Origin of the sequence: Paracidovorax citrulli, from assembly GCF_900100305.1 — a bacterium.
In the GTDB taxonomy this organism is placed as follows: Bacteria; Pseudomonadota; Gammaproteobacteria; order Burkholderiales; family Burkholderiaceae_C; genus Paracidovorax; species Paracidovorax citrulli.
Genome location: NZ_FNEY01000001.1, coordinates 213380 through 227813, shown reverse-complemented (window position 1 = coordinate 227813; position 14434 = coordinate 213380). Strand labels below are relative to the sequence as shown.

At 65.7% G+C, this 14434-nt stretch carries 14 protein-coding genes; 6 read left to right on the top strand and 8 right to left on the bottom strand.

Annotation, left to right across the window (positions count from 1 at the left end):
• The first annotated feature begins 34 nt into the window (after positions 1-34).
• The 6 genes from BLR99_RS01085 to BLR99_RS01060 all read left to right on the top strand — a co-directional run bounded on the left by BLR99_RS01085 (position 35) and on the right by BLR99_RS01060 (position 7339).
• Complete coding sequence (locus BLR99_RS01085; protein ID WP_017437920.1) at positions 35-1663, top strand: peptide chain release factor 3; 1629 nt, start codon at positions 35-37, stop codon at positions 1661-1663.
• Positions 1656-3062: a DUF2142 domain-containing protein gene (locus tag BLR99_RS01080; RefSeq protein ID WP_011797090.1), complete on the top strand. Its 1407-nt coding sequence runs from the start codon at positions 1656-1658 to the stop codon at positions 3060-3062. The genes BLR99_RS01085 and BLR99_RS01080 overlap by 8 nt, the downstream gene beginning before the upstream one ends.
• 111 nt (positions 3063-3173) lie before the next feature.
• A complete protein-coding gene (locus BLR99_RS01075; RefSeq protein ID WP_017437919.1) occupies positions 3174-3527 on the top strand; it encodes a DMT family transporter in 354 nt (117 codons plus the stop codon).
• Complete coding sequence (locus BLR99_RS01070) at positions 3524-4540, top strand: glycosyltransferase family 2 protein (protein WP_011797092.1); 1017 nt, start codon at positions 3524-3526, stop codon at positions 4538-4540. The genes BLR99_RS01075 and BLR99_RS01070 overlap by 4 nt, the downstream gene beginning before the upstream one ends.
• 5 nt (positions 4541-4545) lie before the next feature.
• A complete protein-coding gene (locus BLR99_RS01065; protein WP_011797093.1) occupies positions 4546-6330 on the top strand; it encodes a hypothetical protein in 1785 nt (594 codons plus the stop codon).
• 103 nt (positions 6331-6433) lie between these two features.
• Positions 6434-7339: an HAD hydrolase family protein gene (locus tag BLR99_RS01060; RefSeq protein ID WP_017437917.1), complete on the top strand. Its 906-nt coding sequence runs from the start codon at positions 6434-6436 to the stop codon at positions 7337-7339.
• 36 nt (positions 7340-7375) lie between these two features.
• On the opposite strand, the gene BLR99_RS01055 is transcribed toward BLR99_RS01060, so the two are convergent.
• From BLR99_RS01055 to BLR99_RS01020, 8 genes are all read right to left on the bottom strand, one after another.
• A complete protein-coding gene (locus BLR99_RS01055; protein WP_017437916.1) occupies positions 7376-8338 on the bottom strand; it encodes a tripartite tricarboxylate transporter substrate binding protein in 963 nt (320 codons plus the stop codon).
• A gap of 104 nt (positions 8339-8442) precedes the next feature.
• On the bottom strand, positions 8443-8871 hold the full coding sequence (locus BLR99_RS01050) for a hypothetical protein (RefSeq protein ID WP_233427202.1): 429 nt from the start codon (positions 8869-8871) through the stop codon (positions 8443-8445).
• A gap of 194 nt (positions 8872-9065) precedes the next feature.
• Complete coding sequence (locus BLR99_RS01045) at positions 9066-9803, bottom strand: amino acid ABC transporter ATP-binding protein (protein ID WP_011797097.1); 738 nt, start codon at positions 9801-9803, stop codon at positions 9066-9068.
• A 32-nt stretch (positions 9804-9835) separates the two neighbouring features.
• Entirely contained in the window at positions 9836-10528 is a 693-nt protein-coding gene (locus BLR99_RS01040) for an amino acid ABC transporter permease (RefSeq protein ID WP_017437914.1), read from the bottom strand.
• Between the two features lies 1 nt (position 10529).
• Entirely contained in the window at positions 10530-11261 is a 732-nt protein-coding gene (locus BLR99_RS01035; RefSeq protein ID WP_011797099.1) for an amino acid ABC transporter permease, read from the bottom strand.
• A 125-nt stretch (positions 11262-11386) separates the two neighbouring features.
• Positions 11387-12289 (bottom strand): amino acid ABC transporter substrate-binding protein, encoded by a 903-nt coding sequence (locus BLR99_RS01030; protein ID WP_011797100.1) that lies wholly within the window; start codon positions 12287-12289, stop codon positions 11387-11389.
• A gap of 118 nt (positions 12290-12407) precedes the next feature.
• Entirely contained in the window at positions 12408-13298 is an 891-nt protein-coding gene (locus BLR99_RS01025; protein WP_017437912.1) for an amino acid ABC transporter substrate-binding protein, read from the bottom strand.
• A gap of 182 nt (positions 13299-13480) precedes the next feature.
• Positions 13481-14419, bottom strand: coding sequence for a LysR substrate-binding domain-containing protein (locus BLR99_RS01020; protein WP_074686660.1), 939 nt, complete (start codon positions 14417-14419; stop codon positions 13481-13483).
• Positions 14420-14434: the final 15 nt, after the last annotated feature.

Below are 14434 nucleotides of genomic sequence, written 5' to 3'. Positions count from 1 at the left end.
GCCCCATGCCTGCCGCACCCTCTCAAGAATCACAGTGTCCTACGCTCCCGAAACACGGCGACGCCGCACCTTCGCCATCATCTCCCACCCCGACGCTGGCAAGACCACGCTCACCGAAAAGCTGCTGCTGTTCTCGGGCGCGATCCAGATCGCCGGCGCCGTGAAAGGCCGCAAGGCCAGCCGCCACGCCACGTCGGACTGGATGGAAATCGAGAAGCAGCGCGGCATCTCGGTGGCCTCGTCGGTCATGCAGATGGCCTACCGCGACCACGTGGTGAACCTGCTGGACACGCCCGGCCACAAGGACTTCTCGGAAGACACCTATCGCGTGCTCACCGCCGTGGATTCCGCGCTCATGGTGATCGATGCGGCCAACGGCGTGGAATCGCAGACGCGGCGGCTGATCGAGGTCTGCCGGCAGCGCGACACCCCCATCATCACTTTCGTCAACAAGATGGACCGCGAGGTGCGCGAGCCCCTGGACATCCTCGACGAGGTCGAGCGCGAGCTCGGCATGCCCTGCGTGCCCATGACCTGGCCGGTAGGACAGGGCAAGAGCTTCGGCGGCATCATCAATCTGCGCACCCAGGCGATGACCGTGTTCGAGGCCGGCAGCGAGCGCAGGCCGCAGGATTTCGAGGCCACCCCCCTGAGCGAGGCCGACACGCTGCGGGCCCGGTTCGGACACACCTTCGACGAGGCGCTCGAGAGCATGGAACTGGCCGTGGGCGCCTCCCCGGCGTGGGACCACGAGGCCTTCCTCGCGGGCAAGCAGACGCCCGTGTTCTTCGGCTCCGGCGTGAACAACTTCGGCGTGATGGAGGTGCTCGACGCCCTCGTGGATCTCGCGCCCTCGCCGCGCCCGCGCACGAGCAACCTCGTGGTGAACAGGCAGTCCGTCGAGAAGACGGTGTTGCCCGAGGAAACCAGCTTCTCCGGCGTGGTGTTCAAGGTGCAGGCCAACATGGACGCCAACCACCGCGACCGCATCGCCTTCGTGCGCGTGGCCTCCGGCAGGTACACCCCGGGCATGAAGCTCAAGGTGCAGCGCACCGCCAAGGAACTGCGTCCCACCAGCGTGGTGACTTTCATGAGCCAGCGGCGCGAAGCCGTGGAAGAAGCCTACGCGGGCGACATCATCGGCTTCACGACGCATGGCGGCGTGCAGCTGGGCGACACCATCACCGACGGCGCCAGCCTGCAGTTCACGGGCCTGCCCTTCTTCGCGCCCGAAATGTTCATGACGGTGGTGCTGAAGAACCCGCTGCGCACCAAACAGCTGCAGCAGGGCCTGGCCCAGCTGGGCGAGGAAGGCGCCATCCAGGTCTTCAAGCCCGACGCGGGCGGCAACATGCTGCTGGGCGCCGTGGGCCAGCTGCAGTTCGAAGTGGTGCAGCACCGCCTCAAGACCGAATACGACTGCGACGTGCGGCTGGAAAACTGCCAGTACACGGGGGCGCGCTGGATCACGGCGGACACGCCGGCGGAGCTGCGGGCCTTCACGGACGCCTACCCGATGCGCATGGCGCACGACGCGGCCGACACCCTGGCCTATCTGTGCACCAGCCCCTACGACGTTCGGCTGGCGCAGGAGAGGTTCCCCAAGATCCACTTCCACCCGCTGCGCGAGCATGCGGGACTTGCCCTGCAAACCAATGCCTGAGAACTACCCAGCCCGGACGCTCGCCGGCGCACCGGCTCCCAGCCCGGCCTCCGGCGGGCGCCCTTTCGCGGCGATCCTCGCATTGCTGACGGTGTACTACGCCGTCTGGCTGCTGATATTCTGGCCTGGCGTCCTCGGCGAAGACAGCCTGGGGATCCTGCTGGAAGTCCAGGATCCGGTGAACATGAGGTCCGGGAAACCCGTCTTCTGGTACTACTTCGTCAAGATCTTCTACGAGCCCGGCCACAGGGTGGAAGTGCCCATCGCGGTGCTCACGCTGATATGCGCCGTGGTTTTCTCGCGCATCCTGGCCTGGTCCTGGGCCCAGGGTTTCCGGAAGACCACCGCCTTTCTGCTCGTCTTCGTGGCGCTGGCGCCGCATACCGTCTTCTTCATCGAGACGCTCTATCCGGATGGCATCTACTCCGTCGCGGTGGCGGGCCTGACCTTCGAAATCTGGCTCAGCGCCCGGCACCGCAGACTGAGCAAGGCCTCCCTGGCCATGATCGCGCTGACCCTGCCGTTCGCGGCATTCGCAAGGCCCAACGGCATCATCTTCCTGGTGCCGGTCGGGATGCTGGTGCTGATGGTGGACAAGGGCCGGCGCCGCTGGCTGGGCGCCATCGTCCTCGCGTGGTGCACATTGATGGTCGGCGCCTCCCAGGCGCACAAGTCCGCAGGACACGGGGTGCTCTATCCCCTGGCGATCTACGAAACCGTCAACTTCCTGCAACCCCGTCCCATGAATCTCTGGATCTCGCAACCGCGGGTGTTGCCCGGCACGGTCGAAATCCTCGAGAAATACAAGCCGCTGCAGACCTACCTGGATTACTACGATCCCGACTACTGGGATCCGCTGCAGTTCGCGGAGAAGGGTCCCAGGGTGTCCGGAATGGCCAAAGCCGACCGCGACGCGGTGGTGAAAGACTTCTTCCGGTACAACCTGTGGCAGAACGTGCCCAAGTTCCTGGGAAGCCGCGTCAACATCTTCTTCGTCTCCGCCTTTGCAATGGGCGGAATGCCCGGGCACGTGTATGCACAGATCGTCCTGAGGCAGCTCGACACCGAGTCCACCTACCGGCTCTTCCAGTTGTCGGAAGCCGAGAAGGTGGCAACGGACATCTACGAATTCAGCTGGCGCTGGCGCTGGCTGCTATGGACGCCGTTCCTCGGCATCGCGCTGGTGATCTATGCGTTGCTCAAGGGAATCCGGCGCCGCGACGGTCCCCTGCTGATCACATCGATCCCCATGGTCGTCCAGCTGGGAGCGATCTTCATCTTCTCCATTGCGGGAGAATACCGGTACCTGCTTCCGTTCTTCATGATCGCCCTGCCCCTCCTGCCCATGCTCCTGGCACAACGGCTTCCACGGAGCGGCGGGAAGGCGTGCAGTGCGTGAGAGCCACCTGGCGGCCACGCACGCCTCCACGCCCGGCACGGAATGCCCCGGGGCAGGCGATCGAAGGCCGCTTCTCTCGAACGATCCTCTTTTTCCACCATCTGTCGCCCCATGTCGCTGCTACTCACCCTCCTGACGCTTCTGTGCGTGTTCGGCATTTCCGTCGGGCAGCTTCTCTTCAAGAAGGCGGCGATGCTCCTGCCGCCCCAGCCGGCCTTGACCGACTGGCTTTTCAATGGCTGGCTGATCGTGGCGCTGGCGCTGTACGGTGTGACCACCCTGCTCTGGATCTGGGTGCTGCGCAGCGCGCCGCTGCACCTGGCCTACCCCTTCATGGGGCTCGCCTTCCTGCTCGTCCCCACCATGGGCTGGCTGTTCCTCGGCGAACCGCTGCACCTGCAGACGTTCGTCGGCGGCGCATTGATTCTCGCCGGCATCGCCGTGGCCGGGAGGGCCGGGGCATGACGCAGGCACGCAGCACGATGTCCATCGCGGTGGCGATTCCCTGCTACAAGGTGACCCAGCACGTGCTGGAGGTGATCCGCGCGGTACCGGCGTCGGTGGCGCGCATCTATGCGGTGGACGATGCATGCCCCGAGGGCAGTGGAGCCTTCATCCAGGCGAACTGCACCGACCCCCGCGTGCAGGTGCTCTTCAATCCGGAAAACCGGGGTGTCGGAGGAGCGGTCGTGACGGCCTATCAGCAGGCGATCGCCGACGGCATGGACATCGTGGTGAAGATCGACGGTGACGGGCAGATGGACCCGGCCCTGTTGCCGCAGTTCGTGCGCCCGATCATCGCGGGCCGCGCCGACTACACTAAAGGCAATCGTTTCTTCCGGCCGGAATCGGTGCGCGGCATGCCCCCGGTGCGGCTTTTCGGCAATGCGGTGCTGTCGTTCATGACCAAGCTGAGCTGCGGTTACTGGACCATCATGGACCCGACGAACGGGTACACCGCAGTCCATACCAGCGTGCTCAGGGAGCTGCCGCTCGACAAGCTCGAGCGGCGCTACTTCTTCGAGACGGACATGCTGTTCCGCCTCAACACGCTGCGCGCCGTCGTGCGCGACGTGCCGATGGATTCCGTGTACGCGGACGAGGAGTCGAATCTGAAGATCGGCAGCGTGCTGCCGGAATTCCTGAAGAAGCACGCCTCCCGGCTCCTGCGCCGCTACGCCTACAGCTATTTCGTGCGCGACTTCAACGCAGGTTCGATCTACAGCATCTTCGGGTTGCTGCTGCTGGCCTGGGGCAGTCTTTTCGGCGCGCGGCAATGGATCCACAGCGCCCTGGGAGACCAGCCGGCCACCAGCGGCACGGTCATGCTGGCCGCGCTTCCCGTCATGGTGGGTATCCAGTTCCTGGTGGCCTTCCTGCACCACGACGTGAGCAGCGTGCCGACGGAACCACTGAGCCCGCAACTGGCGGACGAGCGCGAGCCGGGTATGGCCCGCCATCCCGAGGCCCTGCCGTGACGCGCATGTCTTCCGCGGTCCCGGCGCCCGCAGAAGATGCATCGCCCACACTGCCCTGGATATTCTGCGGCCTGGTGCTGCCGATGATCCTCTATGCGGCACGCATGGTCGGCGTGCTGGTCCAGACGGAAATCCCCTTCGACTCCCTGCATACCTACCTGCCCCTGGCGCGGCAGCTACTGGAAGAAGGTGCCCGTGTTTTCAGCACCGCGGACTCCTACAAGGTCGCTCCCGGCACCGTGGTGTACATGGCGCTGGCCGGTGCAGACCCGGTGCTCATCAAGTCCGCGAACCTCGCCATTTCCCTGGCGGCACTGGCCCTGGCCTTCGATGCCGCGCACAGGATCGGCGGACGTATCGCCGCGGTGGCGGCCGGCTGGCTGTATGCGCTTCCGCACATGCTGGTGGAGGCGGGTGGCACGCTGCTGGGCGAGTCCCCGTTCATCTTCCTCGTGGCCGTCTGGCTGTGGGCATCGAGCTGCGCAGCCCAGGATTGGCGGGGTCCACGCGCTCGCCTGCTCCAGGCGGGCGTAGTGCTCCTTGCAGGCCTGGCGCTTGCCGCGGCCACGCTGACACGGGCCACCTACATGTACTGGCTGCCGTTCGCCGCCCTGGTTTTTCTGCTGGCGGCGTGGCGCATGCACGGTGGAATGCGCGGCGCGGCGCTGCGCTTCGCGGCCATCCACCTGCTGGCGACCGCACTGGTCGGTACCTACGTCCTGCGGCAGAACGACGTCTTCGGCCGCCCGATGGTGGCGACAGGCAGTGGCGCGGCCCTCTACTTCGGCAGCAATCCGGTGCTGTCCGGCTACGAACCACCCTTCTTCGGCCTGGGGCACGACGAAGTGACCGTCCTCGGCCAGCAGTCGCATCTCAGCATGGAAGGCGACCGCCGCCTCATGGCAGTCGCCAGGACCATGCTGCAGGACCTGCCCACGACAGTGCTTCTGAAGATGTATGTGCGCAAGCTGGGTGCCGTGCTTTTCTTCAGCCGGGCGCATCTGAACCCGCACACGGTGATGAACGACCGGGCATGGCGCGTGGCGCTGGTGGTGTTGTCGGCCCTCGGAGTCTGGGGCCTGCGCCGCCATCCCATGGGCTGGATGGTGGGCGGGGCAGCGGCGTACCAGTGCGCAGTACATGTCCCCGTGCTCTACAACCCACGCTACAGCATCAGCGCACTGGACATCCTGCTGGTGCTGCTGGCGGCCCAGGGCATTGCCTGGATCCTGCGACGGCAACGGCCGGCAGCGGCAACCGCCTGCGCCGTGGTGGTCATCGCGGGAGGCATTGCGATCGGCATCTACCACCAGCGCCACAGCCGGCCCCTGCTCCCTGATTTCAGCCTCATTCCGGCCGTTCCCATCGCCCGGGCCCAGGCAGGCGAGCTGCGCACGGAGGGCTGGAGCGGTGATCCGTTCCAGGCCGAGGCACGCATGCTTGCAGGCAGTGCCTTGCTGGAGTGGAACCCGAAGAAGCCTGCGCCGCAGCACTGGATCACCTACCTCCACCTGGGCATGCCACGTTTCGAGGGCCGGTGCAGCCGGGCCTGGCTCATCCAGTCGGATGCAGGCGGAGCGACCAGATCCGTCTCCATCGGATTGAACGGTCTGCGCGAGGGCCAGGACATCAACTGGGGTATCGCGCAGGTACTGCTGCCTGAAGACCATGAGCGGAAATTCCAGTTGCGGTTCGAATGCCGCGAAGGCACGCTGATGCGCTTCGATGGCATCGGGCTCTACCAGGCGAGTCCCGGCCACTACTACGGACCCCGGGCTTTTCCCCCCTGAACCGCCGGCCCGGCAGGGCCGCGTCCCGCGAGGGCATGACGCTGCCGCCAGCGAACGGGGCCGTCATGTCTCTTCTCCGCTCCCGTACACCCCACCATCCCAGATGCCCCACTCCGACGCGCCTTCCCTTTCTCCAGCAGGCCTGCAGCCGCTGGCCCTCTGGCACGCGCCCGGTGACCTGATCGGCGTCTTCACCGACATCGACGACACGCTGACCACCGACGGCGCCATCACCGCCGATGCACTGGACGCGCTACAGGCGCTGCGGCATGCCGGGCTCGCGGTGATCCCCGTCACAGGCCGTCCAGCGGGATGGAGCGAGCCGTTCGCGGCCTCCTGGCCGGTGAATGCGATCGTGGCGGAGAACGGCGCTGTCGCCATGGTGCGCGTGGCCGGAGCGGACGCGGAGGAAGCCCCCACCCCCTGCGGAGAAGGCGCCGTGGTGGTGCATCCCGCGGGCCCGGGCGGGCCGGCGCTGTGCAAGCTCTACCAGCAGGACGCCGCCACGCGCGCGGTGCAATATGCGCGCATGCAGCAGGTGCTTGCACGGATCGAACACGAGGTGCCGGGAGCACGGCGGGCCACGGACTCCGCGGGACGGGAATGCGACATCGCCATCGACCACAGCGAATTCACGCACCTGCCCCAGGAAACCATCGATGCCGTCGTGCAGCGCATGCGCGCCGCAGGCATGCACGCCACGGTGAGCAGCATCCACATCAATGGCTGGTACGGCGACCACGACAAGCTCGTCGGCGCGCGCTGGATCGTTCGTGAACTCTTCGGCCGCGTGCTGGACGACGAGATCGGCCGCTGGGTCTACGTGGGCGACTCCACCAACGACCAGAAGATGTTCGAAGCCTTTCCGCACAGCGTGGGCGTGGCCAACATCGCCCGGTTCGTCTCGCAGCTGGTGCATCGGCCGCGCCACGTCACGCGCGCGGAGCGCGGTGCCGGCTTCGCCGAAGTGGCGCGCGCGATACTACAGGCCGGCAGGGCCACCGCCTGAGCTCCGCGGCCGGGCCCCGGCGGAGACCGCTTCGGATCACGCAGGCTTGGCCAGGCCCAGACGCTCGATGATGGCCTTTTCCCGCGAATAGGTATCCTGGGCGAATTGGCGGTATGCCGCCGTGTCCATGTAGATGGGCACCATGTCGTAGCGCGCCAGTGCGCTGCGGTAGTTCTCCTGGTCCATGGCGGCCTTGAAGGCATCGTGCAGCCGGCGGACGACGTCCGGGGGCGTTCCCTTCGGAGCACCGATGCCGAACGGCGAGTTCTGCACGATGTCGATACCCAGTTCCTTGAGCGTGGGCGCGTCCGGGAACTTCGCCAGCCGCTCCGCGCCCCAGGTATTGAGCACCCGCAGCTTGCCGGCCTCCACCTGCGGCGCGAACCCCGTGGAATCGGCTGCCGCCATGAGCTGCCCGCCGAGGATGGCCTGCATGAGGTCCGCGCTGCCCTTGTAGGGCACGTGCAGCAGTTGCAGGCCGAGCTGCTGGGCCACCCGCTCCATCGTCAGGTGCGGGCTCGTCAACGCCCCGGTGGAGCCGTAGCTGAGCTTTCCGGGGTTCGCCTTGGCGTAGGCCACGAAGTCCGCCCAGGTCTTGAAGGGAGAGTCGGTCGGGACGACCACGCCGAATGCGTAGCCCGTCACGTTGATCACGTAGTTGATGTCCTTGACGGGATCCCAGTTGATCTTCGTGGTGTAGGGCATGCGGAAGACCCCGAGCGGGATCTGCGCGACCGTGTAGCCGTCCGCCGGCGAGGACTGCAGCATCTGCGCGGGCAGCGTACCTCCGGCTCCCGGCTTGTTGTCGATGATGACCGGCTGGCCCAGCACCTTGGATGCATTCTCGGCGAGCACCCGCATGGTGATGTCGGTGGGGCCGCCCGCAGGAAAAGCGACGACCAGTTTGACCGGGCGTGCTGGAAAGCTCTGGGCCCGCGCCGAGAGGGCGGGCGCGAGAGCGGCTGCCGCACCCCACTGGATCCAACGACGTCGCTGCATGTACGTAACTCCTGAAGAAAACGGGAAGAAATGGATCGGACTATTGCACCGCGGCCTGTCCGGCGTGCCAACGCCGCAAACCCTGATGCACTGTCACCCGCGCGTCACGCGCCGCGTTCCGGACAGCCCTCCGGCGCCACGTGCAGCGGCGGGGCATCGCATCCCTGCCCGGCCGCGATCCAGCGCCGGGCCAGCCGGGCTATCCAGCGCAGTGCCCAGGCGCGGCGCCAGCCGGTGACCGCGGCCGGATCCGCCACCATGCCGCAGACATAGCGGCCCGAGGCATCCGGAACCGCGGCAGGACTCCACAGCAAGGCCTTGCAAGGTCCTGTGCGACGGCGTGAAACCACCATGCCCAGGGGACATGGCTCCGCGAGGCAGCACAGCCCGCAGCCATTGCAGGGTGCGCCGAAGGCCGGCTGCGGCGGAGCGTCGCGGTGCCAGAGCACCACCTGCCCGGTGGCGGCGGAGACATCGGACGGCGCCGCCGCGGAGGTGGGAGAGGCGTCCGAGGAGGATGGGGGTGGCGTCATGGGCATTTCCGGCACGCCATCATCCCGTGGCTGGCCCCGCAGGGCAAGCACCGTCATGCTCACGCCCCGACCGCCCGGGCCAGGAAAGGCTTGCCGCTGCAGAAAAAGAAAAGGCGCCCGGAGGCGCCTTCTGCCGCGGACCGGATCGCTCCGGCCGCCATGGCTTGGCCATGCACGGCTTCGCCGCGCACGCCTCAATGCTGCAGGATCTTGTTGAGGAAATCCTTGGTGCGGGGCTGCCGCGCATCGGGGTTGTTGAAGAACTCGTCCTTGGAGCAGTCCTCCAGGATCTTGCCGCCCACGTCCATGAAGATGACGCGGTTGCTCACCTTGCGCGCGAAGCCCATCTCGTGGGTCACGCACATCATGGTCATGCCTTCGTTGGCCAGGCTGACCATCACGTCCAGCACCTCGCCGACCATTTCCGGGTCGAGCGCCGAAGTGGGCTCGTCGAAGAGCATCACGATCGGGTCCATGGACAGCGCGCGCGCGATCGCCACGCGCTGCTGCTGCCCGCCGGAGAGCTGGCCCGGAAACTTGTCCTTGTGCGCGGACAGGCCCACGCGGTCGAGCATCTTGAGGCCGCGCTGCTTCGCCTCGTCGGCCTTGCGGCCGAGCACCTTGATCTGCGCGATCGTGAGGTTCTCGGTCACCGACAGGTGGGGAAACAGCTCGAAATGCTGGAACACCATGCCGACCTGGCTGCGCAGCTTGGGCAGGTTGGTCTTCGGATCGTGGATGGCCACGCCGTTGACGTAGATCTCGCCCTTCTGGATCGGCTCCAGCGCGTTGATGGTCTTGATCAGCGTGGACTTGCCCGAGCCCGACGGGCCGCACACGACCACCACCTCGCCCTTGCGGATGCTGGTGGAGCAGTCGTTCAGCACCTGGAAGCTGCCATACCACTTGGAAACGTTCTTGAGTTCAATCATTTGCTTTATTCCTCACTCACTTGCCGCACGGGTCAGCGGATGATGGCGATCTTGCGGTGCAGGCGCTTCACCGCCCAGGAGAGCGCGAAGCACATCATGAAGTACACGACCGCGGCCAGCAGGTAGGCCTCGATCGGGCGGCCATAGTTCTTGCCGGCGGTCTCGAAGCCCTTGAGCATGTCGTAGGCGCCGATGGCATACACGAGCGACGTGTCCTGGAACAGGATGATGGTCTGTGTCAGCAGCACCGGCAGCATGTTGCGGAACGCCTGCGGCAGGATCACGATCTTCATGTTCTGGCCGTAGGTCATGCCCAGCGCCTGGCCTGCGAACACCTGGCCGCGCGGGATGGACTGGATGCCGGCCCGCATGATCTCGCTGAAGTAGGCCGCCTCGAAGGCGATGAAGGTGATGATGGCCGACAACTCCGAGCGGTAGCTCGAGCCGATCCCGCCGGGCAGGGCCGCATAGAACGAAGCCGGCACCAGCAGGAAGAACCACAGGATCACCATCACCAGCGGGATGCTGCGCATGCCGTTGACGTAGATGGTGGCCGGCACGTCCAGCCACTTCCTGCCCGAAAGGCGCATCAGTGCCAGCACGGTGCCCAGCAGGATGCCGCCGATCGTGGCGATCAGCGTCAGCATGACGCTGAAATAGAAGCCCTTGACGACGAACTTGCTGATGATGTCCCAGTTGTAGAAGGAAAAGTCGAGATTCATCATGTCAGTGGCCTCCCCCCGTGCCGCCCGCGACGATGAAGCCCGGGACGCGCGCGCGCTTTTCGATGAAGGCCATGATGCGGTTGATGGCGAAGGCCGAGACGACGTACAGGCCCGTCACCGCCAGATAGATTTCGATGCCGCGCGAGGTTTCTTCCTGCGCCTGCATGGCGAACATGGTCAGTTCGGTCACCGACACGGCGAAGGCCACCGACGAGTTCTTGAAGATGTTCATCGTCTCGCTGGTCAGCGGCGGCAGGATGATGCGGAATGCCATGGGCAGCAGCACGTAGCGGTAGTACTGCACGGTGGTGAAGCCCAGCGCCATGCCGGCATAGCGCTGGCCGCGCGGCAGGGCCTGGATGCCCGAGCGCACCTGTTCGGCGATCCGCGCCGACGTGAAGAACCCCAGCGCCAGCACCACCAGGATGAAGCCGGAAACGCTCTTCATCACGGGGAAGATGGCAGGCACCACGTGGTACCACAGGAAGATCTGCACCAGCAGGGGGATGTTGCGAAACAGTTCCACCCACGCGTTGCCGAAGCCGACCAGAAACCTGTTGTCCGGCAGCGTGCGCAGCGTGCCGATGACCGAGCCCGCCACCAGCGCGATCACCAGCGCCAGCAGGGCCACCGACACGGTCCAGCCCCAGGCCGATAGCATCCACTGGAGGTAGGTCGGATAATCGCCCCCCGGGTCCTGCAGGAAGACCTGCCAATCCCAATTCGATCCCATGGGAATTCCTTCTCAAATCGTCATACGTCCTGAAAACCGACGGCCGTCCGCCCGCCGCAGCGGGACAACAAGCAAACGCCCACCGGCGAGGTGGGCGTTCGCAGGGGCGGACAGGTCCGTACGCATCAATCCTTGAGCGTGTATTCCTCCATGGGCTTGTCGTTGGGGTTCGCCCAAGCGGCCTTGGTGGCTTCGCTCGCCGGCAGGCCGATCTTCACGTTGTTCGGCGGGATGGGCTGCATGAACCACTTGTCGTAGAGCTTGGCCATCTCGCCCGACTTCATCATGCCCTTCAGGCTGTCGTCCACGGCCTTCTTGAAGGCCGGGTCGTCCTTGCGGATCATGATCGCGATGGGTTCCACGCTCAACGTTTCGCCGACGATCTTGAAGTCGTTGGGCGCCTTGGACTTGGCGATGTTGGAGGCCAGGATCGAGCCGTCCATGATGAAGGCGTCCGCACGGCCGGACTCCAGCAGCAGGAAGCTGTCGGAGTGGTCCTTGCCGAACACTTCCTTGAACGTCAGGCCCTCCGCGCGCTTGTTCTTGCGCAGGGTCTGCACCGAGGTGGTGCCCGTCGTGGTGGCGATGGTCTTGCCGTTCAGGTCCTTGATGCCGGAAATGCCCGAGTTGGCCTTGACGGCGATGCGCACTTCTTCCACGTAGGTGGTCACGGCGAAGGCCACGTCCTTCTGGCGCGCCTGGTTGTTGGTGGTCGAGCCGCACTCGATGTCCACCGTACCGTTCTGCACCAGCGGAATGCGGTTCTGCGAGGTCACGGGCTGGTACCTGGTTTCCAGCTTGGACAGGCCGAGCTGCTTCTGGACGTCGGAGATCACGCGCGCGCACACGTCGTAATGGAAGCCGGTGTACTTGCCGTCGCCCAGGGTGTAGGAGAGACCGGAAGACTCGCGCACGCCTTCGGTGATGGTGCCGGAGGCCTTGATCTTGGCCAGCGTGTCGTTCGCCTGGGCGAATGCGCTGCCCGCAGCGAGCGCCATCACTGCAACTGCCAACAATTGTTTCTTCATCACGATCTCCTTAGCTTATGGATACAAGGGAAGAGGCATTCTAGATAGACGCGCGCAAGGCATCTGCCGTTGCAGGGAATATCCCGAATGGGGTAAACGCGCGTGCCGGCGGCCCGCGTCAGAACGGAACCTGGTCCGACGGGTATTTCCAGAACTCACGCAGCAGATAGCTGACAGGCAAGTTCAGTGCCCGGTTCGTGGGGGGAGCAGGCTGGAGGAACCACCTGTCGTAGATGGGATGGATCTCGCGGCTGCTGATGAGCCGGCGCATCTCGTCGTCCACCACCTTCTTGAACTCCGGATCGTCCTTGGGCAGCATGATCGCCAGCGCTTCGGCCGTGACGAACTTGCCGACCACCTTCAGCGCCTTCGGGTCCGGGCGGCCCGCGGCGAATGCGTAGAGCAGGACGTCGTCCATCGCGAAAGCGTCGGCCTCGCCCTTTTCCACCATCTCCACGGCCCGCTGGTCGTCCGGCGCCTCGATCACGTTGATCTGCAGGGCATGCTCGCGGTTGAGCTGCTGCACGGCCCGCAGCGCGGTCGTGCCGCGGGTGGAAACCAGCTTGTGCCCACCCATGTCCTCGATGCGTTCGATCGGGCTCGACGCCTTGACGAGCAGTCGGGTGCCGGTGATGAAGTGCGGAATGGTGAACGCGACGTTTTGGCGGCGCTCCGCATTATTCGTGGTGGAGCCGCACTCCAAATCGGCTCCACCCTGGGTGATGGCCTCCATCCGGTTGCCGAGGTCCACCGGCACGTACGTGATCTCCATGCCCTTGCGACCGGTCTTTCGGCGCACCGCTTCCGCCACGCGCTGGCAGAGTTCGACGGCATAGCCGGCGGGACGCCCTGCTGCATCCTTGAAGGCGAAGGGAGAAGCCGCATCCCGGTATGCCACGACCAGCTTGCCGCCCGAAGCGATGCGCTCCAGCACCCCCGCATGGGAAGCCAAGGCACAGCAGAGTGAGGCGGCCCCCAGAAGGGCGCGCCACGGGCGTACAGGATTCATGGTTTGTCTCGGAATGGAGTACGGACCGACGCAAAAACCGCGCCAGACGGGCATCTCTTTTGCGGCAGTTCCGTAACTGCCACCTGGAGCCGGTCGGAACTGTAAGTCCTGTCCCCCACCTCTTTCCAATGCCGATTGCAGGATTACATCATGCAATCGAGACATAACCAAGTCAGCGCATGCTACAGCGGTTTGTCGGTACCGTGTGCCTGCAGGTAGGTCCAGAGGGCCTCCGCCGTGCCCTTGGCGCGCTCCTTGCCCGAAGGCCTCTGCCGGTAGGCCCGCACCTCCATGGCCATCTGCATGTCCGGCACGCCTCCGAGCACCGCACTGGCCAGCCGGCGCGAGCGCAGCTCCTTCTTCACCGCGCTGTGCGGCAGGAAGGCAACCCCATGTCCTTCCAGCGCCATGGCCTTGAGGCCCTCGGCCATGTCGGTCTCGTACACGCGGTCCAGGTGGATGGGAATGCCGGACTGCTTGAGGATGAGTTCCGTCACCCGGCCCAGGTAAGCCCCCGGCGCATAGCCCAGATAGGGCAGCGGATGGCCCGGCTCGCCTGGCAGCGCGTAGAGCGGCCGGCCATCGGCGTCCGCCCGCGCATAGGGCGACAGGACTTCCTGACCGAGCGTGAGCATCTCGTACCGGTCGGAATCCAGCTGCAAGGGCTGCGAGGGGTGGTGGTAGGCGATCAGCAGGTCGCAGCCCCCTTCCACCAGGCGCAGCACGGCGTCGTGCACGTTGAGGGCGATCAGCCGGCTCTTCACCGGTCCGAAGCGCTCGCGCAGCCCGGAAAGCCAGGCAGGAAAGAACGTGAAGGCCAGCGTGTGCGGAACCGCGAACTCGACCATGTCCTTGTCGGCGCTGGTGTGCGCCCTCAGCATCGCCCGCGTGTTCTGCAGCGACTGCAGCATGTCCAGCGCCTCCTCGTAGAGGGTCCTGCCCGCCGGCGTGAGCCGGGTGGGATAGGAACTGCGATCCACCAGATCGGTTCCGGCCCAGGCTTCCAGCGCCTGGATGCGCCGCGAGAACGCGGGCTGGGTTACATGCCGCAGTTGCGCCGACCGGCTGAAGCTGCGCGTCTCCGCGAGGCTGACAAAGTCCTCGAGCCACTTGGTTTCCATGGGGCGCCATTATCG